The 26,529-nt window shown below is 32.4% G+C and carries 24 protein-coding genes; 7 read left to right on the top strand and 17 right to left on the bottom strand.

Going from position 1 to position 26,529, the window contains the following annotated elements; genetic code table 11:
• The 10 genes from HMPREF3154_RS08520 to norA form a co-directional block, all read right to left on the bottom strand.
• Complete coding sequence (locus HMPREF3154_RS08520; protein WP_023350684.1) at positions 1 to 1,110, bottom strand: glycosyltransferase family 2 protein; 1,110 nt, start codon at positions 1,108 to 1,110, stop codon at positions 1 to 3.
• A gap of 215 nt (positions 1,111 to 1,325) precedes the next feature.
• On the bottom strand, positions 1,326 to 2,165 hold the full coding sequence (locus HMPREF3154_RS08515; protein ID WP_070474647.1) for an aldo/keto reductase: 840 nt from the start codon (positions 2,163 to 2,165) through the stop codon (positions 1,326 to 1,328).
• Positions 2,166 to 2,364: 199 nt separating this feature from the next.
• Complete coding sequence (locus tag HMPREF3154_RS08510; RefSeq protein ID WP_002432987.1) at positions 2,365 to 3,717, bottom strand: hemolysin family protein; 1,353 nt, start codon at positions 3,715 to 3,717, stop codon at positions 2,365 to 2,367.
• A gap of 236 nt (positions 3,718 to 3,953) precedes the next feature.
• Positions 3,954 to 5,135, bottom strand: coding sequence for an N-acetylglucosamine-6-phosphate deacetylase (gene nagA / locus HMPREF3154_RS08505; RefSeq protein ID WP_049428796.1), 1,182 nt, complete (start codon positions 5,133 to 5,135; stop codon positions 3,954 to 3,956).
• A 200-nt stretch (positions 5,136 to 5,335) separates the two neighbouring features.
• Positions 5,336 to 7,318: a PTS fructose transporter subunit IIABC gene (locus tag HMPREF3154_RS08500; protein ID WP_037548336.1), complete on the bottom strand. Its 1,983-nt coding sequence runs from the start codon at positions 7,316 to 7,318 to the stop codon at positions 5,336 to 5,338.
• Positions 7,319 to 7,323: 5 nt separating this feature from the next.
• Positions 7,324 to 8,244, bottom strand: coding sequence for a 1-phosphofructokinase (gene pfkB, locus HMPREF3154_RS08495; protein ID WP_030059112.1), 921 nt, complete (start codon positions 8,242 to 8,244; stop codon positions 7,324 to 7,326).
• Entirely contained in the window at positions 8,241 to 8,999 is a 759-nt protein-coding gene (locus tag HMPREF3154_RS08490; RefSeq protein ID WP_002433491.1) for a DeoR/GlpR family DNA-binding transcription regulator, read from the bottom strand. The genes pfkB and HMPREF3154_RS08490 overlap by 4 nt, the downstream gene beginning before the upstream one ends.
• Before the next feature lie 219 nt (positions 9,000 to 9,218).
• Positions 9,219 to 9,701 carry a Cys-tRNA(Pro) deacylase gene (gene ybaK, locus HMPREF3154_RS08485; RefSeq protein ID WP_030059113.1) on the bottom strand — a complete coding sequence of 161 codons (483 nt, stop codon included), beginning with the start codon at positions 9,699 to 9,701 and terminating at the stop codon, positions 9,219 to 9,221.
• Positions 9,702 to 9,840: 139 nt separating this feature from the next.
• Complete coding sequence (locus HMPREF3154_RS08480) at positions 9,841 to 10,320, bottom strand: hypothetical protein (protein WP_070474644.1); 480 nt, start codon at positions 10,318 to 10,320, stop codon at positions 9,841 to 9,843.
• Positions 10,321 to 10,578: 258 nt separating this feature from the next.
• Positions 10,579 to 11,748: a multidrug efflux MFS transporter NorA gene (gene norA, locus HMPREF3154_RS08475; protein ID WP_002433129.1), complete on the bottom strand. Its 1,170-nt coding sequence runs from the start codon at positions 11,746 to 11,748 to the stop codon at positions 10,579 to 10,581.
• A gap of 804 nt (positions 11,749 to 12,552) precedes the next feature.
• Between norA and HMPREF3154_RS08470 the strand changes: the two genes are divergently transcribed.
• Positions 12,553 to 13,170 (top strand): DUF1361 domain-containing protein, encoded by a 618-nt coding sequence (locus tag HMPREF3154_RS08470; protein WP_002433397.1) that lies wholly within the window; start codon positions 12,553 to 12,555, stop codon positions 13,168 to 13,170.
• The gene (locus HMPREF3154_RS08465) at positions 13,167 to 13,445 is read left to right on the top strand and encodes a hypothetical protein (protein WP_002433221.1); all 279 of its coding nucleotides are present in this window, start codon (positions 13,167 to 13,169) and stop codon (positions 13,443 to 13,445) included. Before HMPREF3154_RS08470 ends, HMPREF3154_RS08465 begins: the two co-directional genes overlap by 4 nt.
• Positions 13,446 to 13,535: 90 nt before the next feature.
• Here HMPREF3154_RS08465 and HMPREF3154_RS08460 read toward each other — a convergent pair whose 3' ends face one another.
• From HMPREF3154_RS08460 to HMPREF3154_RS08440, 5 genes are all read right to left on the bottom strand, one after another.
• Positions 13,536 to 14,909: a cryptochrome/photolyase family protein gene (locus tag HMPREF3154_RS08460; protein ID WP_030059118.1), complete on the bottom strand. Its 1,374-nt coding sequence runs from the start codon at positions 14,907 to 14,909 to the stop codon at positions 13,536 to 13,538.
• A gap of 140 nt (positions 14,910 to 15,049) precedes the next feature.
• A complete protein-coding gene (locus HMPREF3154_RS08455) occupies positions 15,050 to 16,606 on the bottom strand; it encodes an SLC13 family permease (RefSeq protein WP_030059120.1) in 1,557 nt (518 codons plus the stop codon).
• A gap of 203 nt (positions 16,607 to 16,809) precedes the next feature.
• Positions 16,810 to 17,751 carry a malate dehydrogenase gene (gene mdh / locus HMPREF3154_RS08450; protein ID WP_023350692.1) on the bottom strand — a complete coding sequence of 314 codons (942 nt, stop codon included), beginning with the start codon at positions 17,749 to 17,751 and terminating at the stop codon, positions 16,810 to 16,812.
• 142 nt (positions 17,752 to 17,893) lie between these two features.
• Positions 17,894 to 18,178 (bottom strand): hypothetical protein, encoded by a 285-nt coding sequence (locus HMPREF3154_RS08445; RefSeq protein WP_002433193.1) that lies wholly within the window; start codon positions 18,176 to 18,178, stop codon positions 17,894 to 17,896.
• Between the two features lie 17 nt (positions 18,179 to 18,195).
• A complete protein-coding gene (locus HMPREF3154_RS08440) occupies positions 18,196 to 19,122 on the bottom strand; it encodes a CobW family GTP-binding protein (protein WP_030059123.1) in 927 nt (308 codons plus the stop codon).
• Between the two features lie 224 nt (positions 19,123 to 19,346).
• On the opposite strand from HMPREF3154_RS08440, the gene mgrA reads away from it, so the two are divergent.
• Complete coding sequence (mgrA, locus tag HMPREF3154_RS08435; protein ID WP_002433445.1) at positions 19,347 to 19,787, top strand: global transcriptional regulator MgrA; 441 nt, start codon at positions 19,347 to 19,349, stop codon at positions 19,785 to 19,787.
• 106 nt (positions 19,788 to 19,893) lie between these two features.
• Here the strand turns inward: mgrA and cydC are convergent, their stop codons facing one another.
• The gene (cydC, locus tag HMPREF3154_RS08430; protein WP_030059125.1) at positions 19,894 to 21,585 is read right to left on the bottom strand and encodes a thiol reductant ABC exporter subunit CydC; all 1,692 of its coding nucleotides are present in this window, start codon (positions 21,583 to 21,585) and stop codon (positions 19,894 to 19,896) included.
• Positions 21,586 to 21,587: 2 nt separating this feature from the next.
• Positions 21,588 to 23,216, bottom strand: a complete 1,629-nt coding sequence (locus HMPREF3154_RS08425) for an ABC transporter ATP-binding protein/permease (protein WP_002433172.1) — start codon at positions 23,214 to 23,216, stop codon at positions 21,588 to 21,590.
• 225 nt (positions 23,217 to 23,441) lie between these two features.
• On the opposite strand from HMPREF3154_RS08425, the gene HMPREF3154_RS08420 reads away from it, so the two are divergent.
• The 4 genes from HMPREF3154_RS08420 (at position 23,442) to HMPREF3154_RS08405 (ending at position 26,309) form a co-directional block, all read left to right on the top strand.
• Positions 23,442 to 24,314 carry an undecaprenyl-diphosphate phosphatase gene (locus HMPREF3154_RS08420; RefSeq protein WP_002433118.1) on the top strand — a complete coding sequence of 291 codons (873 nt, stop codon included), beginning with the start codon at positions 23,442 to 23,444 and terminating at the stop codon, positions 24,312 to 24,314.
• A 275-nt stretch (positions 24,315 to 24,589) separates the two neighbouring features.
• Complete coding sequence (locus tag HMPREF3154_RS08415; RefSeq protein WP_030059127.1) at positions 24,590 to 25,276, top strand: hypothetical protein; 687 nt, start codon at positions 24,590 to 24,592, stop codon at positions 25,274 to 25,276.
• A 6-nt stretch (positions 25,277 to 25,282) separates the two neighbouring features.
• Entirely contained in the window at positions 25,283 to 25,729 is a 447-nt protein-coding gene (locus HMPREF3154_RS08410) for a YaiI/YqxD family protein (RefSeq protein WP_030059130.1), read from the top strand.
• A 13-nt stretch (positions 25,730 to 25,742) separates the two neighbouring features.
• Positions 25,743 to 26,309 (top strand): LOG family protein, encoded by a 567-nt coding sequence (locus tag HMPREF3154_RS08405; RefSeq protein WP_070474715.1) that lies wholly within the window; start codon positions 25,743 to 25,745, stop codon positions 26,307 to 26,309.
• Positions 26,310 to 26,529: the final 220 nt, after the last annotated feature.

Below are 26,529 nucleotides of genomic sequence, written 5' to 3'. Positions count from 1 at the left end.
TTAATAAACATGTTCTTTATAACGATCTTGTTGCTGACTAGCTTGGGTTTTAGACTTAACTTGCGCACTTTCCCTACGATAAGTACTCAATTTATAATAGTCATCTCTATTTTTATATTGTGGTGTTTCAACTTTATTATGTGTTTGTTTCTGACTAGATTCATTATCAATAGGTTTAAGATTAGTCGCTTGTACAATATATTTCGGTCTATGTTTAACTTCATAGTATATACGACCGATATATTCACCTATCACGCCAATAGATATAAGTTGTATCCCCCCTAATAGGAGGATCGCAGCAATAGTTGTGAAATAACCAGGTATGTTAATACCTGAAATTAAAATATTAATAAATAAATAGACGATATATAAAATACTAATTGAGAAAGTAAACATTCCTAAATAAATCATCATACGCAATGGCTTATTATTAAATGAAATCAAACCATCAATACCATAATTTAATAGTTTTCTGAATGTCCACTTCGATTCGCCTGCTTCACGTGTCACATTTTCATAAGTGAATATCTTAGTATTATAACCTATCCACTCAAATAATCCTTTCGAAAAACGATTATACTCATCAAGTGATGTTAAGGCTTGCACCGCACGTTGGCTTAGTAATCTAAAGTCACCCACACCATCCTCAAATTGAATATCCTCTACAAAAGTATTGATCATTTTATAATAAAAACGAGACATAGATTTGCGAGCGAAGTTTTCACCTTTACGGTCTCTTTTAGCAATAACTTGATCATATCCCTCTAAATATCCTTCAACCATTTGAGGTATATATTCAGGAGGATGTTGTAAATCGCCATCAATCATCACTACAGCATCATGATCAGTGCTATTTTGATAACCAGCAATCATTGCAGCTTCTTTTCCGAAATTTCTACTAAATGATAGAAACTTAACATGGCTATCGTAAGCAGCAAGATTTTGTAAATGGTCAATCGTAGTGTCCTTGCTACCATCATCAATAAATAATAAATCGTATTCATAGTTTTTAACTGAACTATCCTTCGACATAATTTCAGTCAATTTGTCATAAGTTTTTAATACGACTTCGCCTTCGTTATAACAAGGAACGATGACTCTGACTTTCATCTGATTACATCCTTTTCTATAAATTGATTTAATAATATTTTATCAATTTCTTAATAGTATATTCTAGCCAAAACTATTTATTTACATAATCTTAACTTTAGCTCAATACTTATTTCTACCCTTTATTATAAATTAATAAATATATTTTCTTCAAAAATAATGTAAAAAATAGAACTTTTTAAAGTTTACGCAGTCAATCATCACTATGCTTGATACTATTTCAAATCTCCTATACTCACCTCATCGGGGTTTTTACCTTGACGTGCACCTTTATTTAAACTATCAATTTCCGCAACATCTGTGAGTTCTAAGTTAAAATCCAATATATCAAAGTTTTCTTCAATTCGTTCTGGTGTCTTAGATTTAGGTATAATCATTCGATTATGTGCTAAATGCCAGCGTAAAACAATTTGAGCAGGCGTTTTATCATAACGTTTCGCTATATCTACTATTGTCGGATCATCTAATAAACCTCTATTTCTCATTAGAGGCATCCATGCAGTTACCTTAATGTCATGGTCATCACAAAATGCTTGAACGTCTTCCTGGTTGAAATAAGGATGTAATTCTATTTGGTTAACTTGAGGAACTACTTCCGTTTCCTTCATTAACTTTTCCAAATGATGCTTTTTAAAGTTGCAAACTCCAATAGCTTTAATTTTACCTTCTTCATATAGTTTTTCTAAGGCTTTATAAGATTCTATGTACAAACCATCTTTTTCGCATGGCCAGTGAATTAGAAATAGATCAATATAGTCTAAACCTAAGTTTTCTAAGGACTGATTAAAATATTCAATCGTATTGTCATATCCTTGATAATCATTCCATAATTTAGATGTAATAAATAAATCTTCTCTATCTACTCCTGAATTCTGTAAAGCTTTACCTAATGCTACTTCATTTCCATAAAAATATGCAGTATCAAAAGCACGATAACCTGTTTCTATAGCAGTATTCACTACATTTTCCATATCTTCATCAGTAATTTTATAAACACCTAAACCAATTGAAGGCATTGGATATCCATTATTTAAAACTTGTGTATCATTTACCATTTATATTTCTCTCCTTTTTATCCAAACTTTTCATAGGTTTGGAACAAAAATATAATTTATTAAAATTAATTTTGTAGTTCTCTTCCATCATGAATGATTTGAAATATTTCTTTTAAATTGTGTCATTAAGCATAACTTATCGCCTATATGAGATACAAATAAAGACGCTTAAACATTAAGTTTAAGCGTCTTAAAAGCATTATGAATCAGAATTTTCACTTTCATCTTCTTCATCTACAGATGGTCGATGATTATTAAATTCATATTTTAAATTGATCCAAATAATTTGATGATTGTCGATTTCAGTAATAACCCAACGATCATACTCAGTATCAACATAATCATCTTTTTGTAAATTCGTATTGCGTGATTGAAGCCAACCACCAATTGTATCTATGTCTTCAGAATCTTCAAATTCGATACCATATTGTTCATTAAGATCATCTAATAGTACACGACCATTAATCTGATATGTTGAATCGTCCAATTTAACGATGTCATTCACTTCATCATCATCAAACTCATCACGAATTTCACCAACGATTTCTTCTAGAATATCTTCCATAGTCAAGATACCAGCTGTGCCACCATATTCGTCAATGATTAAACTAATATGCACATGTTCTCTTTGCATTCTTATAAGCGCATCACTTATGCGAGTAGTTTCTGAAATCATTGGCAACTCATGAATGTAGTTTGCAATTTTAATCGGTTTACCTGAAGCATATTCTGTTAAAAATTCTTTAACGTTTATAAATCCTTTTACATGGTCTTTATCCCCATCTTCAGTGATAGGATAACGGGTAAATTGATGTTCTTTTATCGTTTCAAGTAACTCATCCACGTTAAATGGTTCATTGAGTGTAACCATTTGCGTACGTGGTACCATGATATCTTTTGCATGGCGTTCGTCAAATGAAAAGATATTCTGCATATATGCAAGCTCTGTTTGATTGATTTCTCCGCCGTTATAACTGTTATTTATAATAATTTTAATTTCTTCCTCTGACATCGCATCCGATTGAGCGTCTGGATCGAAACCAAACATTCTTACAATCACACGTGCCGAACCATTCATTAACCAAATTAATGGTTTCATGATATTACCGAAGTAATAAAGCGGTCTTGAATAAAGTAATGCGAGTTGTTCAGTATGTTGAATCGCAAATGATTTAGGTGCTAATTCACCTAATACCACGTGTAAATAAGTCACAGCAATAAATGATATAACAAATGAAATTGTCGTAGTTAATGCATCAGGTAAATGCAATAAGTCGAATAGAGGATGTAATAACTTTTCAAAAGTGGGTTCCCCTAACCAACCTAAACCTAATGATGTAACTGTGATACCTAACTGACATGCAGATAGGTAATAATCTAAGTTAGCTATCATTTTTTTGACTATTTTTGCGCTTCTATTTCCTTCTTCAACTAATTGTTCAATTCGCGTCGATCTCACTTTAACAAGTGCGAATTCAGATCCAACGAATACCGTAGTTAATGCAATCAAAAGAAAAAATGTGATTAAACTAATTATGGTCGAAGTTTCCAATTAATTCCCTATTTCTAGGGATTCACCTCCATATTATATGTGTCACGCATAGGTAACACGTTTTTAAAATCATCGTTATTAAATAAGTGACGACTACATGTTAAGACCTTCCCATCGTGACACCCCCCGAAAAAAATGTAATTTCTTCTATTTTATCATACATCGTTTCTAGAATGTTAAATATAAACTCAATGCTATATTATAATCAAAACAATTGTCCTAATCAATGTTACACATTACTTTCCAAAATGATGTGGCACACCGTTTTTAATTGTTGTTTTTACATTGCACTCATCGTCTAATATAACAATATCTGCATCTTTACCCATCTCAATGCTTCCTTTAACATCGTCTATGCCTAAAGCAATAGCTTGATTTAAACTAGTTACGCGCCATAAACGTTCTAAACTGTCTCCTGTAAAATTAATCAAATTTCGTAGGCCGTCATTCATTCTTAAGATACTGCCAGCAAGCGCGCCACTTTCTAAACGTGCTTCTTTATCTTTTACAATAACGTTTTGACCTCCTAAATCATATTCACCCTCCGGCATACCTTTTGCTCGCATCGCATCAGTAATTAGATAGCAATTCTTATTACCTTTAAGTTGGTAAGCAAGAGCGATAGAAGCAGGATGTGAATGTACACCATCAACAATCATTTCAGTTTTCAAATTTTTATTTAACCACGCAGCACCAAAAACACCTGGATCACGATGAGCAAATCCAGTAGCAGCATTATATAAGTGGGTCACGTGTTTAGCGCCACTCATAACAGCTTCATTAGCCTCATCGAACGTCGCTACAGTATGACCAATAGAAAATATAATATTATCCTTTAAGGCCTTTAACGTTTCTTGTGCTCCTTCAACCTCTGGGGCAAATGTAATGATTTTAATTAAACCATCTGCCACTTTTTGGAAAGCGTAAATTTGATCGGCGGAAGGACGCTGAACATATTTAGGATGTTGCGCTCCTACTTTATGTTCTGAAATAAATGGTCCTTCTAAATGAACTCCAGCTATTTCTGCTGCGTTAGCAATGTCTTGATGTGCTTTATAAGTCACAATATTTTTCAAAGCTCGGTTAATATTCTCTGTAGATTGAGTCATTGTTGTCGCTAAGAAGGAAGTGGTACCTTCAGATAGTAGTGATTCTGCTAAATGTTTAAGTCCGTCATATGAGGCATCCATTGCATCTTCGCCATATCCACCATGTATATGTATATCTATAAATCCTGGTAAAATATGTTGTCCCTTAGCATCGATATATTGAATTGATTCATTAGTATCTGTTTCTTCCTCTTGAAAATGCCCGGACCCGACGCTTAAGATTTTGCCTTCTTTAATGTGAACGAAACCTTTGTCAATCGTTTGTTCCTCTGTGTATATTTTCCCATTCGTTATTACATATTCTGACATTCTTTAAACCTTCTTTTCTTTATATTGTCATATTGTTCTTCAGCTATTTTATTATATCTTTATTAGCGCCTCTTATCATTCATTTCTATTTATACCTGATACCTATCTCATATTAAATGCATTTTCTCTACTTAGAAAAATGCATTAAAAAAGCCCTTGCCAAACAACAATGTTCTAGCAAGAGCTCTTCATAATTTATATTATTCATCCATAGCTTTAGATGCTTGGATTTCATTTTTAGTAACTTTTGGTTTTAAGAAACCGTATAATAGTGCTGAAACTAACGTACCTACAACTAATGCAAGTATAGTTTGTAAGACATGACTGAAGTCAGTTGCAAGAATTACGATAATACCACCATGTGGTGCGTTAATTCGAGAGCCTAGACCTAGTGCAATTGCACCTGCAACTCCTGAACCGACCATCATTGATGGAATCACACGTAACGGATCAGCTGCAGCAAACGGAATTGCACCTTCAGTTATAAATGATAATCCCATTACATAGTTCGGAACGATTGAACCTCTTTGTTCTTTCGTAAATTTCTTTCTAAAGACTAACATTGTTGTAGCAATAGCTAGTGGCGGAATCATACCACCAATCATAGCTGCTGTAATTGGCGCAGCATTTCCTTCAGTTAATGCTGCAGTAGCGAATACGTATGCAGCTTTATTGAATGGTCCACCCATATCAATTGCCATCATCGCACCTACAACTAGTCCTAATAACATGATGTTTGAACCTGATAAACTATTTAAACCATTTAATAATAAATGATTAAGCCATGAAGCTGGAGGATTAAAGACATAAACCATTAAAAGACCAGTAATTGTTACTGAAAGCACTGGATAGATTAAAGTTGGTTTTAACCCTTCTACTGCTTGCGGTAATTTACGTGTAATATATTTTATTCCTTGAGTTAAGTAACCCGCTAAGAAACCTGCAATAATACCACCGATAAATCCTGAACCACCTGAAATTGCTAGCATACCACCAACTAAACCGGCAGCAAAACCTGGTTTATCTGAAATACTACGAGAGATGAAACCTGCTAAAACTGGAATAATTAATGCGAAGGCACTATTTTTACCAATGTTCCATAATTGTTCTGCAAACGCATTGTGCTCAGAACTTTTAGGATTAAATGAATTTGGCCCGAATAAGAATACTATCGCCATTAAAATACCACCAGCAATTACAAGTGGTAACATATTAGAAACACCATTCATTAAGTGTTTATAGAATGCTTTACCAGGGCTAAGTTTCTCTTCGTTTTTATCGTCATTCTCTTTTGCACTATCGCCACGAGCAACAAATGGTTTGCGACTAGTGTCTAATGCAGTGTTAATTAATTCCTCAGGACGTTTTATTCCATCTGCCACTGGCACTTCAACAACATTCTTACCATTAAAGCGATCAGTCTCTACATGAACATCTGCCGCAACTATAATACCAGTTGCACGTTCAATATCTTGTTCAGTTAAATGGTTTTTCACACCACTTGAACCATTAGTTTCTACTTTAATTTTAACATTCATTTTTTCAGCTTGTTTTTTCAAAGCATCTCTAGCCATATACGTATGTGCAATACCCGTTGGACAAGCAGTTACAGCTAGAACATATGGCTCATTACTATCATTAGCATGCTCACTTGCTGAGGTACTTGCCACAGCACCTGAAGCATTTGCTTCATTTTCTTGCGCTTCTGCTTCTTCCTCTTTAGTAGCTTCATCATCAGCTTCATCTATAATTTGTAATACCTTTTCAGGAGATTCAGCATTAATTAACTTCTCACGTACATTTTCATCCATTAAAATGCCTGAAAGTTTAGCAAGTGCATCTAAATGAGTTTGTGCGCCACCTTCTGGAGCAGCAATCATAAAGAATAAATGTGCAGGTTGCATATCTAAACTTTGATAATCTACACCTTCTTTAGATTTACCAAATGCGATTGCAGGAGATTTTACAGCTGCAACTTTTGCGTGAGGAATCGCAATACCTTCACCAATTCCCGTTGTACTTTGTGATTCACGGTTATGAATAGCCTCTTTAAATGAAGCAACATCACTAAGTTTTCCTGCTTTATCTAATTGATTGACTAATTCATCTATAACCCCATTTTTATCTGATGCAGATAAATCCATTGCAATTGTATCTTTAGTTAATAATTCTGTGATTCTCATTAAATTCACTCCCCATCAAGTACAGAAACCGTAACTTGAGATTTAATTTTTTCTATAGCATCCCTAGTTGCTAAATCTTCTTCAAACGCAGTTGCTGTTCCTGAAGCCACTGCTTGTTTAAAAGCATCTTGGATAGACAATCCTGATTCTAAGCCTGCTACCATTCCAGCAACAGTACTATCTCCAGAGCCTACAGTATTAATGACTTTACCTTGTGGATTCTCAGCTTTAATACTTTGGTGTTCGTCCACATAAATCGCACCGTCGCCACCTAGAGAAATGATCACGGATTGTGCACCTTTTTTAAGAATTTCTTTACCGTATTTAACAACATCATGATCACTTGATACAGTCGTATTAAACATTACTTCAAGCTCATCTTTATTTGGTTTAATAAATAGTGGTCGGTACGGTAATACAGTATCAACTAAATCTTTTTCAGCATCTACTACAAGCTTAGCGCCTGTGTTTTTAGTTATCTCAGCAATTTGAGCATAAGCATCACTTGGAATACTATTAGGAACACTACCAGCTACAATAACTGTATCTTCACTAGTTGTATTTTTGATTTGAGTTATCAGAGCTTGAAATTGCTCTTGTGTCACCTTAGGACCTGGAGCATTTATTTCAGTCTCTTGACCAGATTTGAGTTTTACATTAATACGAGTATCCTCATCTACTTCAATAAAATCTGTATGAATTTTACTTTCTTCTAAAGTTTTTGATATAAATTTTCCTGGAAAACCACCAGCAAAACCAAGTGCAGTTGAATCAACATCTAGAGTTTTTAGTACTCTTGAAACATTTATCCCTTTACCACCTGCAAATTTATACGTTTCTTTTGCTCTATTTAATCCTTTTAATTCGAAACCATCTGTAAACATGATGTAATCAATTGAGGGATTAAATGTAACTGTATATATCATGATTGTCCTCCTAAAAAATGATATTGATTGGTGTACGCTTCAGTGACTTTATTTTTTAGCGCCTTCTGTGAAGTAATGATTTTAGTTCCATCTAGTAATGGTACTCTTGCAAAATAAACTTGGTTAAATTTCGTTTGATCGACAAGTACATATTTCTCACTAGATAATTTCATTGCCGTCTCTTTAATTAAAGCTTCTTGTTCATCTGGTGTTGTAAAACCATACTTAGAATCCATACCGTTCATTCCGATGAATGCACGATCAAAGCAATATCTTCTTAACGTTTCCAATGCATTTGCACCTACAGTTGCCATTGTTGTTTCTTTCACTTGTCCACCAATCATTAAAGTGTTTATCCCATTCTTTAATAACTGTTCCACATGTGTCATCCCATTCGTGACAACAATGATATCTCTCGCATCGATATATTGAATCATTTCCAAAGTAGATGAACCTGCATCTAAGAAAATGCATTCGTTGTCTTGGATTTCTTGAGCGGCACGTTTACCAATTTCTTGCTTTTCTCGTAGGTTCTGTGTCAATTTCTCAGTCAATCCAGGTTCTACTACACGATTTTGATTAAGGGTTGCCCCGCCATGAACACGTTGCAATTTACCTATCTTTTGTAGTTTGGATAGATCTCTTCTGATCGTTGAAGCACTACACCCTGTTCTATCTATTAATTCTTGGAGTGTTAAGAAGTCTTTTTTAGCTAATTCTTGCAATATCAAATCGTGACGTTTTTCTGAAATCACTTTTATCACCCCATCTCAATTATCATTATAATGAGTGCGCTTACATTTTTCAATCATAAATTATCATAAACAATCAAAAACATTCATTTTGTGACAAAATAAAAAACATCTAAATTAATAGATGTTTTATAAATAATCAATATGAACGCGTAAATACGGGAGTTTAGTATCAATAATCTATTCTTTCAAAACCAATCATAATATTACACATATCCCCTCTTATTTATGTGTAATATGTGCCACTTGCGCTTGAGTTATCTCTATAAGATCGTCTACTTGGATGATGATTTGCATACCACGTTGACCACCACTAACATATAGTTTGTCTAAATTTTTGGCAGAAACATCAATAGTAGTTGGAAATAAATGTTTCATACCTATAGGTGAGCAACCACCTCTTACATAGCCAGTAACTTGTTTTAGTTGCTCTAATGGCATTAAGTGAAGTTTTTTCTCGTTTACTACATGAGCCGCTTCCTTCATATCTAATGACGCATTGACTGGAATTACAAAGACGTAGTGGTCATGATTCGCGTTTTCAAGCACAAGTGTTTTATAGACTTCTTCAACATTTGCACCAACCAATTTAGCAATTTGTTCACCATGTTGATGTTTATCCGAGACTTCGTACGTATTCATCTCATAATTAATTTTTGCGCGATCAAGCATACGCATCGCATTTGTTTTTTTAGTTTTAGCCATCTTTCCACCCTCAATATTGTAGCTTTGATTCAATATATTTTAACATGTCCAACAACAATTCGTATTCTTTAAACGAATTGCTATATTTTCTGCATATATAAAAATTCACTCTTTCTAGAATTATTGAAAGAGTGAATTATTATCTCGAATGAGATTGTTCATTATTTACATGGCCATCTTCATCTACTGAAATATTTGTGTGTTGTTTACCATTAGCATCTGAGAATGAATATTTAGCTTTAGGTGATTCACTCTGCATATGGTCAATTTTATAATTAGTTTTCAAATGATGATCTGCGTAGTTTAAAGCTATCACGTTGCATTCTTGTGGTGTGAATTTATAAGATGTTTGATTGTTTGTAGTTTTATTATTGAATTTATTATACGTTATCTCATTATCTTTATCGTTCTTATCTTTTTCAGATGCTTTAGCCGTATAGTTTGAATGTAAATTAAATGTATCTTCGATATAAGAGACTTTATTTACTTTTGAAAATGTACATATCGTTTGATATACTTTTGCTAAAGCATTTTGGTTTGTAGCTAGGAAAATTAATCCTACTAAACAAATTGATAGTATTACGGCTACAACACTCAATAATATATTTTTCAAATTCATCCCCTTACCCACATTTCTCTTAAGATTTTCATCTATCTTAACATATTAATTTTTGAAAAAAGATATGTAGGTTACAATTTAAATAGATTGTAATGTTTGTAACATTTATATTAATGAAGTTGTTACTTTTGTTACATAAAAGACGCATATAAACTTATTTAGGTACTTAAAATTTACGGTTCTCAATGTCTATAAATTAACAAAACACTCTAAGTTGTACGTTTTTCGTAATCTTAGAGTGTTTAATGATTTATATTTTTATGAAGATTGTGATTGCTTACGCCTAGTTCTTAGCCACTTTTCAATAAAGATAATTACAATACCACTTAAAGAAACTGCTATAGCCATATATAATGGAAACTCTAAGTTTACATCGAATAAGGCTCCTGCTACTAAAGGTCCAATAAAATTACCCATACTGGTAAAAGTGGAATTAAGACCTCCAGCAAATCCTTGGCGATCACCTGCAATATTTGAGAAATAATTCGTTAAAGCTGGACGAATCATATCAAAACCTATAAATACAATGAAACTAATTACCATAATTGTCCAGTAACCATTGGCTAGTATCAACATCACAAGAACTATTGCTGAATAGAGTAAGGAGCTTGCTATAAAATTAAGTTCAGTCATATACTTCATAAATTTATCAAAGAAGAAAACTTGGAATACAGCACCAAAGATGCCCCCACCCGTAATCGCAATTGAGATATCTTTAGGTGAATAATTGGCTTTCTCAGAAGTGTATAATGAGAATAATGTTTCAAAAGCTGACAAACCAAATGCCAAAACTAACGTTAATATAACGGGTGTAATGAACACTTTCCAATTGATTTTAGTAAATAATTCAGGTTGATATTGATGAAAGCCATCTGTCGTTTCTTTTTTAGGATTATGAATTAAAACGAGAGACATTGTAAACGCGATAGCTCCTAAAGATCCTGCAAAATAGAACGGCAATCTATGTGAGATTTCAGCTAGAAATCCACCAAACCCAGGTCCTAATATAAAGCCAGAATTAATAATGGCTGACATATACCCGAAATTCTTAGCTTTATCTGCGCCTTTAGAAATATCAGCAATCATGCCTGTGACGCCTGGCATTACCATTCCTGCACTAAATCCACCTAACACACGTGAAATCATAAGAATAGTAAAAGTCTGTCCAGCAGCAAACATAAATTCTGAAATTGAAAATAAAACAAGGCCTATGCAAATGATGAGTTTCTTGCCTAATTTATCCGCCAAAGTACCTCCAAATGGAGAAATAACCATTTGTGACAGTGCAAATGCGGCAACTAATACTCCTAAATCGCTCCCTTTTAAACCTAAATCTTTTAAATAAACTGGTAATACTGGGATAACAAGGCCAATTCCTAAGAAAATTAGAAATATATTAAAGTACAATGTAAATAATTGCTTTCTCATAAGATGCCCTCCTCTCTACATGTAAGACTGAAAACTCATTTTAATTCACGACGTTTGAAAATATCTGTTATCTATCAAATTAAAAATGTACTTATTAATGCGTCTTGTTTAATTAACTTAAAGTTTCTACATTGTATAATATTTCATTAACATTTTACAATAAATATTCCTAATGTTTTAAGCGCCTTGCAATTGTGTTTAGTATAATTAAGTTGCTATAAATATAAATAAAAGTCTATAATGATGGAACATCAAATGAATAGCAGTACCATGTACTTTGATTAGAGAGATGAAAATAGTGTAGGTTCAATCACTGACATTGCACAATAAAATGAAAGATTATGAGCAGTGAGTCATTTAGAAGCAAGTACGATAAGGTGACTTTAAACTTTTAATTTTAAGGCTCAAAAATAAGAATCTAAAGATATCAATGAAATTTAGAATGAATTACTTTATCACATAATAACTCATTTATTGATGATAAACTATTTGCTCATTTATAAGCTACTTTCATACCTTAAACCTATGAATCACATCGTGTATATCTCTATATAGCTAAAATATCAACTACTGCATAAAGAATGATGACAATGACATCTATAGCTATTAATCTAAAACATCATTTAGTCATAGGACTTAATTTATTAAATCTATAATACTCGTATACTACAAGTTCTAGAAAGAATTTGTGGCTACATTTTTATGTGAACCTCATATTATTTGATATGACAAGCATTTACAGTTACCATTAAAACTCGACAATTCAATTAATTATTAAAATCTTTAAGAAAGTAGTGCATGATAATGCAACCACGTTACATTGCAAGGATATACTTTATAATTTTATTTATTATTTCTCTTGCTGAAACAAGAGTTTTTAATTTCATGACATTAAATTTATTTTTAGCCTATGTGCCCTTTGAACTTTGCTTACTTTTAAAATTATTTAAACCAAAGAAAGCATTCGAATGGCCATTATTTATTGTCTTTGGATTGATATTTTTACTTTTAGTACCTAATACGTTTTATATGATTACAGATTTAATACATTTGAACCAATTTCAATTTAATTTTCTTGTAGGGTTGAATCTCACTGAATGGGTATACTTTACTTACCTCATGTTAGGCGTTTTCTTAGCGATATATGTTATGATTTTAATCTTTATGGAAATAGGACATTTAACTTCTCACTTATGGTTAAATCGTACACTTATCATTGTACTTATGTTCTTAAATGGATTAGGCATATATATCGGCCGATTTTTAAGACTTCATACGGTTTATTTAATTGATGAACCTTTAAAGATTTTTACCCAAGTACTCTCTGTGTTTAATATTAAAACGTTCATGTTTGTACTTTTAATGGTAATCATGCAAAGTACGATTGTTCTATTTGTAAAAGGGGTGAGACTACAAAAATGATATTCAGTATTATATTATTAATCGTCATTCTCATCATTTTACAGCTCATTATTGGTCATTTCTGGCACGACGTTGGATTTAATTATAGTAAAAGTATTCAACTCATGTTTTTACCATTAGGTATAGGACTATTTATCATGCAGATTGCTTACTATGAAAGACATTATCCAAATTGGGATGTTCCTTTCAAAGTTAAGCTTAGACTCAAATATATGTATATTATTACTTTCTTTGAATATGTAGCAGTTTATATTTGTCTTTTTAGATTAAGCTAACACAAAGGCACGTGTGAAAAACTCAGAAATTACATAAAATCACTCCATAAAGTTCATTTATGGAGTGATTTTTCAATTGTTTACACTTTTTTATTCCATTGCTTTAAATTCCGACATTACATGATCTCGGCTCTCACTGTGATTTACCATTTGTTTTGGGTAATCTTTTCCTAACTCAATACCTTGTTCTTTAATTTGGCGCTCATGTTTATAGGTATCGTGTAAATATTTAGCATCAACATCATTAAGTGTCGGTATAAATTTTTTAATATATAATGCCTTTTTATCAAAACGTTCGCTTTGTCGCACTGGATTAAACATTCTAAAATATGGCACAGCATCTGTTCCTGTTGAAGCAGACCATTGCCAACCATGCACATTTGAAGCAGCATCATAATCGATTAGCTTTTGTCTAAAATACTCTTCGCCCCACGTCCAATCAATAAATAAATCTTTTGTAAGAAATTGTGACACAACCATTCTCATTCGGTTATGCATATATCCTGTAGTGTTAAGTTCTCCCATTGCAGCATCAATAATCGGAAATCCTGTCATACCTTTTCTCCATAAATCAAAATTATCTTCATTATAAGACCAATTCAAATTTTGATATTTTTCTTTAAATGCAATATGTGCTGTCTTAGGATATTGAGTCATCAAGACATAATAAAACTCTCTAAAAATTAATTCACGAATAAATGCTTCATAATTTTGTTCATCTTTATCATAACCATCTAGTAAGTCATTAAATATCTGAATAATATCGAGCACTCCATATGCTAAATATATACTTAATTGACTCGTAAGGACTTCAGGCAAGTATTCACGATTTGAATCGTAATCTTCTATGTCTTTATCTAGAAAATCAGACCATTTGTACTGGGCAGTTTCCTCACTTATACCACTTTGACTATAGTCCCCTTTTAATTTTTGTTTTGATTTAACCCCTACTTTAGCTAAATCTTTAATATCATAATTATAAACTGTTCTTTTCATTAAATAAGGGCGCCATTTTTTATAAAAACTCGTAAATACTTTATAAGGTTCACCTTTATTATTTCGTGTTTTACTTGGTTTAAAATAATGATTTGCTCTTATTGTTGTTACCGATATATCTTCTTTTTTAAAATTTTCTCTCTGATGTAAAATGTCATACTCTTCCTTGTGATAACTCATTATATCGCCAGCAATAACCACTTCATTGATTCCTTTTTCTTTAAAGAAATCAACCAATTCATCATAATCCATTAGAAATGGTTGAATATCGTTTTCATAGAGCGCATGAACAAATTTTTGTAATGTTCCATAATAATAATTACGCTTCATTTTTGCTTCATTACCAAAATCTTCTTTAGGAATAATGTAATAGCATTGATCTATATCTTCTATATTTTGATAGACATATTCAAATAAAGGATTGTTATCCGTTCTAAAGACTCTATTTAAGATGACTCCTAATGCCATGATTGTTACCACCTAACATAATTTTTTATTAATTTACCCTGAAAAGAGGACTTGAACACAACGAGAATTTCATTAAAATAGACTGAGACAATCATTTGCCTCAGCCTATAAAATGTTACTTATTTTTTATAATTTATCTTTTAAACTAAGCCCAACCATTTCCAGTAGGTTAAGCTAAACACTATTACTAGAATGTAACCAATAATCGTTAAAGGTACCCCCGTTTTCAAGAAATCTTTGACTGTAAATGTTCCGGTACCGTATGCAAGCATATTTTGCGGAGCACTTACAGGTAACAAGAAACCAAAACTAATTACAAATTGTTGAATTAACACAAAGCCAATTGCATGATCGCCTAAATGAAGTGTTGATGTTAATGAAATGAATACTGGTATTAAAGCAGATGATAGACTTGTCGCACTGGCAAACCCTAAGTGAATTAATATGTTAAATAATGTGATTAAAGCAATTGTTGCAATAATTGGTAATCCTTTAAGCCCCATTAACCCAAATGTTTGGTCACTTAACCATTGTGCCGCACCAGTTTTTAATAAAACATTACCAAGAGAAATTCCTACACCAAAGACTATAATGGTACCCCAAGGAATTTTCTTTTCAACACCTTTCCAAGTAATAACCCCGATTTTAGGCATTAACATAATCCCTAATGCAATTAACGTAATTGATGCTGAATCAATCGGATGTAATAACTTTTCAGTAGACCAAAAGAAGAGTAATAAAATTGAAATAGCGATTAAACGCCACTCTCTAGCACTCACAGGACCTAGTTCATTTAATTCTTTCTTGATTAATTCCTTTCCACCTTCTATTGAATCTCTTTCTGGAGGCATTACTTTAATCATAATGAAATATAACGCTACAGACATTAAAATAGACCATGGTGCTGCATATAAAAACCACTCTCCCCAAGAAACATCATGCCCTAAATTTTGATTGATAAAATTAATAGCTACAATGTTCTGAGCAGCGGCAGTTTTTATACCAATATTCCATATGGATACTGCTTGTACTGCAGTAATAACTAGTAGAGAAGCAAGCTTACTCTCCTTGCTCATTTTAAAAGCTGCAATCATTCCTAATAAAATAGGTACTACAGCGCCAGCACGAGCGGTAGCTGAAGGTACGAAGAAAGCTAAAACAATAGATACTACTATCGCACCGATAACAATATTCCGGGTTTTATTTCCAACTATTGAAAGAACTATTAATGCTAAACGTTTATGTAAATTGGTTTCTTGCATAGCTGAGGCAAGGAATAATGCAGCAGCTACCAGTGCAACTGCAGATGTTGAAAATCCACTAAAAGCATGAGTAAGCGCGTTGTTTGTACCTAATAATTCGCTTCCTTTTAAAATAGCATCTCCACTTTTAGGATTCCCCAACTTTTCAGATAAGTTCTGAACAGGGCTAAATCCCAGTAATAAAATAATTAAACCTAATATGAGTGTGGCAGATACTGGATACGAAACCGCTTCTGTCACCCACATAATCACAGCAAATGCTAATATTGCTAACGCTGCTTTCGCCATAATAGGTAAACCAGAAGGCGTTGGTAATAGTAAGATTCCAATCAGTAAAGCAAAACTTATAATAATCCATATAGGTTTATAACCCTTGTTACTTTGAGTGTTTTGATTCTGATTTTGTGAATGTGTTTGTGGTTTCGCTTTAGTCATCCCTATCAACTCCTTGAACTATGATTTCACTTAGATTATATCAAGAAAGCGCTTTAATAAGTTACTGTTGTGATAAAATACACATAATCATCAAAATATTTGTAAATTGTAATAAATAACTAGCACAAATTTTAAAATCAAAATGATAAATAAGCCTCTTTTGCAAGATTAGAAACCATGCAAAAGCGGCTTATTTCAACTTCCTATTTATTTTTTAATGCATTTTTCACATTTTCGACTGACTCAGCTGAATATTTTAATTGTTCTAGTTCTTTGTCATTTAAATTGACTTCAACAATTTTTTCTATACCCTTCTTGCTAAGAATAGTTGGAACACCTAAACAAATATCTGAGAATCCATATTCACCCTCTAAATATGCAATGCTTGGCAACAAGCGTTTTTGATCCTTTAAAATAGCTTCTATCATTTCATATATAGCCGTAGCTGGTGCATAATATGCTGAACCTTTACCTAATAATTCTACAATTTCAGCTCCGCCTTTTCTTGTTCGCTTTACAATACGATCTAAAACATCTTCCGCAATTAAATCTTTGACTGGTACGCCATTAACTTGAGTTGATTCCACAAGTGGCACCATTGTATCTCCATGTCCTCCAAGCACAAGACCATTAATATCCTTTACTGAAACATTTAATTCGTCAGCAATAAAACTTTGATAGCGAGCTGTATCAAGAACACCAGATTGTCCAATTACACGTTCTTTTGGAAAACCTGAGGCTTTTAATGCAGTATAAGTCATAGCATCTACTGGGTTGGTTAATACAATAATCGTAGCATTAGGTGCGTACTTCGCTATATTAAGAGATGTTTGATAAACTATTTCTTCATTTGTTTGGACTAAATCATCTCTTGTCATTCCAGGTTTTCGTGGTATTCCTGCAGTCATCACGACGATATCTGAATCTTGAATATCTTCAATTTCAACAGAACCTTGAACGTTTGTATCAAATCCAAAAATAGGTCCACTTTCTAAAATATCCAATGCTTTTCCTTTAACAAATCCCTCTGATTGCGGACGATCAATCATTACAATATCTGCTAATTCCTTTTGAGCCAATACAAAAGCTAAAGTTGATCCAGTGTTTCCTGCTCCAATGATTGAAACTTTTCTTCTAGTATTCATGAACAATAGCCTCCTAATTTATATTTATCTATCTAAAAAATAAAAAGCTTTGTTATTTCAATTAAAGTATAACATTGAAATAACAAAACTTCTCAAATATCATTATTCATTTTTACTAAATAAACTTTTGATTAAACAACAATTAATGTCTTAAACCAAACACATATAATAATGTGAAGAAAGCTGCACCACTTAGAACAGTTAATACTAAAGTTAAAATTAACGTGCGTTTGAAATGTCTGATGAAAGCAATAAATAGTAGTCCTAAATTATATGCAAAGAATAATCCAAATAGAGCCATAGATACTTTAATATCTGGATAAAAAATATTAAATAACAACACAACTATAGCAAATCCTAAATAAGGAAATGTGATTAAGTTTTTCTCAAATTTAATTTGTTGTTCACGTTTATCTTCATTATTCATAACCATACTCTCCTTAATTATGAAAATTGTATCATATCGAGCTTATTTTTTAGCCTATTAACGTCTAATTGCTCTCCAATAATTACAATGGTTAGAGGCAAATCTTTATCAATAACTCCATAATCTGGCATACCATATGCATACTGGAATTCATAAGTTTCATTTGGTGTATCACGGAATTGAACGTATCCTTTCAAACGTAAAACGTTATCAGGTAAGCGTAAAATAAATTGATAAAAAAGTTGCCGATCAATTGGTCCACTAAACGTATATTGCATACTATTTATACCATGATGATGTGAATGTGTGTGTGTCGTTACGAGATCGTCACGAAATTGTGATATTTCATCGATGTTTACCTTTCCATAACTTGTTAAAATAATTGGAACCTGTGCATTGATTAGATTTAATTCATCTTTTAATTGTTGCTGTTTGTCTTCGCTAATCAAATCTGTTTTGTTCACAATTAATATATGACTCACTTCAAGCTGTTCTTCCATTAATCTCATCGTTGACTCCGAATACTGCATTCTATTTATAAAGCGCTCTGCATCAACGACACCAATGACTTGTGGTTGGCGTACATACTTTACAATTCGTGGGTCTTGGCAGGCCATTATAATTTCAATAGGATGTGCGATACCTGTAGCTTCAATAATGATATGATCCGTTTCATTACCTTGTACAAGTGATTCAATTTGATTCACTAAATCTATTTTTAAATCACAACAAACACAGCCATTCAATATTGAACGTACATCTACGATATTACTTAAATGATTACCATCAACGTCTAATGAGCCAAATTCATTCATAATAACTTTAACTTTCTCATCAGTTTTTAATATTTCACTAATATAATGTGTCAGTAAAGTAGTTTTACCACTACCTAAAAATCCGCTAATGATAGAAATTGTTATTTTTTCATCTTTATTATTTCTCATATTATATTCCCTTTTCTATTACAAGCATTTTTGAAAATGATAACATATATATTTAATTATCTTTTTACTTGATTTAATGTAAGATATCTTCTAAACTTTAAGCATACTTTAATTTTAGCATGGCATTGAATCAAAGTGTTGTATAAATTATATTTTGTACAACATAGACGGATTCCAATCCGAAAAAGAGAAAAAACGGATAGAATGTCTGGAGGAGAACTTTAATGTCTGATCAACATAATTTAAAAGAGCAGCTATGCTTTAGTTTGTACAATGCTCAAAGACAAGTTAATCGCTACTACTCTAACAAAGTCTTTAAAAAGTACAACCTAACTTACCCACAATTTCTTGTATTAACGATTTTATGGGACGAGTCACCTGTTAATGTCAAAAAAGTCGTTACAGAATTAGCACTAGATACAGGGACTGTATCACCATTACTTAAACGAATGGAACAAGTTGATTTAATTAAACGCGAACGTTCTGAAGTGGATCAACGTGAAGTATTTATTCACTTAACAGATAAGAGCGAAACAATTAGACCTGAATTAAGCACAGCATCGGAGAAAGTTGCAACAGCTTCATCTTTATCTAAAGAAGAAGTCAAAGAACTTAATCGCTTATTAGGTAAAGTCATCGATGCATTTACTGAAACGAAAGAATAATAGAAAGTTTCTGTCATGAAATTAAAGTTAAACTAAGGAATTAATATACATTTTAATGAAACAACAGACAAAGTCGTATCGATTACCGATACGACTTTATTTGCTATTAATGTACATTTTTAGAACTATGGTTGATCTCAATCATCTGAGATAAATAGCCATTACCTTCTAATAGACTTTCATAAGAACCACTTTCTTTAATTTCTCCATCAATCATAACTATAATTTTATCAAAACGTGGAAGCACATCTAAATCATGTGTGGCAATAACTAACGTTTTTGAAGATGCTTCAATTAAATTCATCGTTTTAGTAGTATTTTCTAAATCTAATGCAGTCGTTGGTTCATCTAAAATCCATATATCAGCTGAATCTCTGAGTAAAAGTCTAGCTAAGCTCAACCTTTGTTTTTCGCCACCAGATAAATTTTCTCCATCTAATGTTACATTTCTTTCTAGATCCAGGTACCCAAGTCCTACAGATTGAAGAGCTTGTTTTAATATAGCATCCTCTTTTTCTGAAAATAAATTATCTCGTACCGTCCCATCAAATATATGTTGAGACTGTAACATACCATTCATCTTATAATACTTGTCTTCCTCATTAATATCAGTAACTATTTGGTGTTTTAATTTTACAGTACCTTGATCAACATGATATAGACCTAACATGACTTGTAGTAAAGTACTTTTCCCGGAACCTGACGGACCAATGATAGCTACTTTCTCACCTTCTTGAATAGTTAAATCAATATTGTTGAGCACTGGTGTTTGTTGGTTCCAATAACCAAAGGTGACATCATTTATTTCAAACAATGGCGTTGTCGTATCTGCATGATTCAATGAATGTAACTCATTAGATTGAGGGACACTGATAACATCATTTATTTCATCAAGCGCTTGATCAGTATCAGCTTTATAATATGCAACATTACTCATTGGTACTGCCTGTTCAAATAAAGTTAATATCATTAGAACAATACTAGTTAAATAAACGACATCCAAATGTCCAGATTGAATCTGTTGCACGCCAATAACTAAACTAAGAAATATTGAAATCATCGCTATAATATTTAACATATAATCATATAAAGATAGAAAACGACGTTCTTTTGATTGCATAGTGTCATATTGTTTCAAACGTTGTAAGACATCTGTTTTAAATTCATCTCTTTGGCGAAAGCGTCTTAATTCATCATCACCTTCTTTATAATCATAAAAACGCTGTAGAAAGTGACTTTGATGTAGAGCTACCTGTCTTTTGAGTGTTCGTGCTTTTTTAGCACTTAGCCATGGAACTATACAAAGAGTGAGGATCATACTTAACGTAATAAGAAATGAATGCATCGGTGAAATGAAAATAAATGTAATTACAGACACGATTGCAGTTAAACCTATCACTATTGGGGGATAATAAACTCTTAAATAAATATTTTGTAACGCCTCTACTCGGCTTACCATACGAGAAATTAAGTCGCTAGAATTAAATTTCCGATAGATATCAGGTACTGCTGGAATTAATTTTTTAAGAAACTGTACTCTTACATCTCTTAGCATAGTAAAAGTCGTTCTATGTGATAACAATCTCTCAATATATCGTGTAATCGCTCTTAGGAAGCCAAACATTTTTACAGAAACCACTAGAACCATTAATGCATATAAGGGTGCGCCTAATGCACTTTGTGTCACCATATAACCACTTAAAAAGAACATTGCTAACGCCACAAGTCCACCTACTACCCCAACCAAAATAGCTAGAAGTAAATCTTTATCTTTTCGAAAATGAATTTGTGATTTCATGCTTATTCATCCACCTCACTTTGCGATACTGATATCGTCGTGTCATCTTTTATAAGATGCCCATCTTCTAGATAAATACGACGTTGAGCTTTGTTAATTGTAGAATCACGATGAGCAATAATGATCATCGTAGTATCTTTAAAATGATTTTGAATTACATTTTGGATTGTACGTTCTGTTTCAATGTCTAGACCAATAGCCGGCTCATCAAATATAACTAAATCTGGATTCATCACTAATAACCGACACAACTCTATTCGTCTCATTTGGCCACCAGATAGCATTTCGCCACCTTCTCCAATTGGTGTATAAATAGTATCTTTCAGAGATAACACTTTATCTTTTAGACCGACTTCTTCTAAAACTTGAATAATAGTTTTATCAGAAATTTCATTATTAAACATCGCTATATTATTCTTAATGGAATCTGTAAAAATATAAGGATTTTGGCTCAGAAATCCGATACGTGTATCTTCATTATTAAATGATACACTGCCTTCTGTTGGCGTTTTAATTTGACTTAGAATATGAGCTAACGTAGTTTTACCTGCACCACTTGGACCAACAATTGCAATTTTATCACCTGAATGTATCACCATATTAATATGAGTAAGAGCGTTCTGATTACTATTTGAGTACTGATATGACACGTCTTCTACTTTGACCTGTGATTTTTGATAAGCCTCTATATTTGGATGTGGGTGTGGTGGTTTATTTTCAGAGTCTAAGAACTCGAAAACAACATCACTCGAACCTTCACTTTGTTTACCAGTATGGAACGCTTGTCCTAAATCTTTAATAGCATTATAAAATTCAGGAGCTAGAATGATTGCAATAGCCGCTGTAATGAAGTTAATTTTATTGAATACGACTAGACTTAACGCCGCTTCAAGCGCCACAAGACCAATACCTAACATACTAATAAATTCAAGCATTAATCCTGATAAGAATGCACTTTTTAAAATTTTCATAGTTAAATCTCTAAATTTAGTACTATCTTCATAAAGGCGCGCTTCAGTATTCTTAGTTTGATTTAATAATTTAAGCGTAATTAAACCTTTGGCAGTGTTTAAAAACCTTTGACTAAATTGATTTAAATATGTCATTTGGTCCTTTGACTCATCTCTTGTTTTCAAACCAAAAATGATATAAAACATAGGAATAAATGGAGCTGTAACCATCATAATTATTGCAGTTGATAAGTGTACATAACACATAGCGACTATAATCGCGACTGGAATCATCATTGATTTAAATACTTGTGGCAAATAACTTTGAAAGAATGGTGCAATACCATCAATACTTTCTGTTAAAATATTCATTTGTTCTCCAATTGCTCGTGTACTATTTTTATTTATCACTTGTTGTCTTAAATCATATTTCACTTTAGTAGCCATATGATCACCGATACGTTGATTCAACATATTGAAAGTTGCACGTGCTAGAAGAATAACTAAAATCAGTATAAAAAGTCCTATAAGTGAATGCTTATGATGGTACAACATATGATTTAGTAATTTGGCAATAGAAACATTTTGAATAACTACCGATATAGATAAAAAAACGCTCATGATTAACATGAGTGCGGGATATATTTTATATTTGAATACTAAATTTGTTAGTTTTTTCACAATAATCTCACCTACTTTCATTATAAAAGGTTTGTTAGAAATTTAAATTAATACGCTCATTCTTTTTTTGAGTATTTTGTTTCAATTATTAAAATAATTATTATGTCATACTTTGGTCCAGTGTTGATGATTAGGTTACCACCATATTAATTTAATATGCTATGATAATATGGTAATTTTGAAAAATGAAAGAATAAATAAATGTTTTACGAAAGTGGGTAAATTATGTTTTTACTTGAATTGATAAAAGGCATCATTTTAGGTATCGTCGAAGGACTTACTGAGTTCGCCCCTGTATCTTCTACAGGACATATGATACTAGTTGATGATATGTGGTTAAAGTCCACTAAATTTTTAGGTGAACAATCTGCGTTTACCTTCAAAGTTGTTATACAACTTGGGTCTGTCTTTGCAGCGGCATGGGTATTTCGTGATCGTTTCTTAGAAATATTACATATAGGTCATCATAAACCCGAAAATGAAGGCAGTGTTCAACGACGTTCCCAACCTAAGCGTTTGAACTTATTGCATGTATTAGTAGGTATGATTCCAGCGGGTATTTTAGGGTTCTTATTTGATGATTTAATTGAAAAATATTTATTCAGTGTTCCTACTGTAATGATTGGCTTATTCATTGGTGCAATCTACATGATTTTAGCTGATAAATATTCTGAGAAGGTTCAACACCCTCAAACAGTAGATCAAATTAATTATTTCCAAGCATTTGTCATTGGTATCTCGCAAGCTATAGCAATGTGGCCAGGTTTCAGTAGATCTGGTTCTACGATTTCAACTGGTGTATTTATGAAATTAAATCATAAAGCAGCATCAGATTTTACATTTATAATGTCAGTACCAATTATGCTTGCAGCAAGTGGTTTATCTTTACTAAAACACTATGAGTATATTCACTTAGCTCATGTACCTTTCTATTTACTAGGATTCTTAGCAGCATTTATAGTTGGTTTAATTGCTATTAAGACATTCTTACATTTAATAAATAAAGTTAAATTAATTCCATTTGCGATTTACCGAATCGTATTAGTTGTAATTATTGCAATCCTTTACTTTGGTTTTGGCATTGGCAAAGGAATTTGAAGCAACATTTGGATTTTTAATCCTTAGTGTTGCTTATGCAATGGACTCTGTTCATTGTAATCCTCTATTCACTTGGATTTTTAATCCTTAGTGTTGCTAACTTTAGATAGTACTCATTTAATAATTTTCAATAAACACTAGTAGGTTTATATTAAACTCGCTAGTGTTTTTTAGTTTTCCAAAATTAAATTATCGGTTTCCATTGATAACAATCGTTTAGTATGATGTATCATAGGGTATGGAAAAGAATAGTAAAATTAATGGAGGCAACGAGTATGGACAAAAAGAGACTCATTAAGACTTTAATCAATGTATTACCTATTGTTATTGTACCGTTAGTCGTTGAACGTAAACGTATTAAAGAACATCCTGATGTACGTAAAGCTACTGATGCTACAACTAAAGCTACATCAAAAGCTACTTCAACTATTTCAAACAAGGCTTCAGATGTTAAAGAATATGTGGGCGATAAAAAACAAGAATTTGATAACAAACGTGAATTGAAGAAAATCGCCAAAGAAAACGACCCTGCTTACATCGAGAAAAAAGGCGAAAAGCTAGCTAAACAAAATCGTAAAGAAGCAGAAAAAATGAATAAAAAACTTCAGAAAAATATTGAGAAACGTCATAAAGAAGAAGAAAAGCAACGTGAAGAAAATAAAAAGCAACGTATTAAAGATATGAAAAAATCTCAAAAGTACGAAGAAAAAGTAGGTCTTACTCCAGGCAAGTTGGACGATAAAACTGAGAAAAAAGGCGAAAAACTTGAAAAAGATAATCGTAAAGATGTAAAAAAATTAGATAAAAAGCTTCAAAAAAATATTGAAAAACGTCACAAACAAGAAGAAAAACAACAAGAAGCAGAGAAAAAGGCTAGAAAAAAAGAATTTAAAAAATATGATGATTACGTGGCTGGCAGCGTTGTAAAACAAAATAAAGAATCTGATAACACTCAAGGTTAGTTGTTAATGGTCAAAGTAATCATAGATGGAGATGCTTGTCCTGTTGTTAATTCAGTGATTGAATTAACTAAAGGGACAGGCATTTTTGTTAACGTTTTAAGAAGTTTTAGTCACTTTTCTCATCAAATTCAGCCTGAACATGTAAAAACTGTGTATGTTGACGATGGGACAGATGCTGTTGATTATAAAATTGTACAATTAGCTAGAAAGGAAGATATTGTCATTACTCAAGATTATGGCCTAGCTAGTTTACTTATAGACAAAGTACATATTGTAATGCATCATAAAGGAAGTATATATCGTGCTGATAATATTCAAACTCTGTTAGACCAACGTTATCTTAATGCACAAATTAGAAAGCAAGGTGGCCGACATAAAGGTCCTCCGCCTTTTACTAAGAATGACAGATTAAAATTTGAACAAACATTTACGAATGTTATTAAACAACTTTAGGAGGTCTCACATGATTAAAAGAATTGCAGTTTATTGTGGAGCAAGCAAAGGTAAAGATCCTTCATATGTAAAAGAAGCTTATGAGTTAGGAAAGTATATGGCAGAACAAGGCTACGAACTTGTATTTGGAGCTGGATCAGTAGGAATAATGGGTGCTATTCAAGATGGTGTCCTAGATCACGGCGGTAAAGCTATTGGTGTTATGCCTAGGATGTTAGATGAGCGAGAAATCACGAGTCAAAAAGTAAGTGAACTTATTTTAGTGGATTCAATGCATGAAAGAAAGAATAAAATGACAGAATTAGCAGATGCCTTTGTTATGGCTCCTGGAGGTGCTGGTTCTCTTGAAGAATTTTTCGAAATGTATAGCTGGGCGCAAATTGGTATTCATCAAAAACCTATAGGTGTCTTTAATTTAAATGGCTTCTTTGAGCCTTTACAAGCATTCATTGACCATATGATAAAAGAAGGCTTTATTGATAAAAAATATCAAAAATTAGCACCATTATTTGATACTAAAGAAGCGCTGTTAGAAGGTCTCAATAATTACAAACCACTTGGCGTACGTACATACGATTAAATAAATAACGCGTCTATAGGTTATTCTATAGACGCGTTTTGATATTAAAAAGGTTTCATCTTATTATGTTTGTATCGCAGTATGCGATTGGCTTTGAAGCACATTTAGAAATGGTACTTCAAAACCTAATCGCACTTGCGGGGGCAAGACAACGAAATCAATATTTACTGATTTCTGTCTCGCTCCCAATTGCACTAAGAACTACTAACCTTCACTTTGT

Source organism: Staphylococcus sp. HMSC06C11 (genome assembly GCF_001808345.1).
GTDB classification, from domain to species: domain Bacteria; phylum Bacillota; class Bacilli; order Staphylococcales; family Staphylococcaceae; genus Staphylococcus; species Staphylococcus capitis.
The sequence above is the reverse complement of the archived record's forward strand: the minus strand, read 5'-3'. Positions and strand labels throughout refer to the sequence as shown.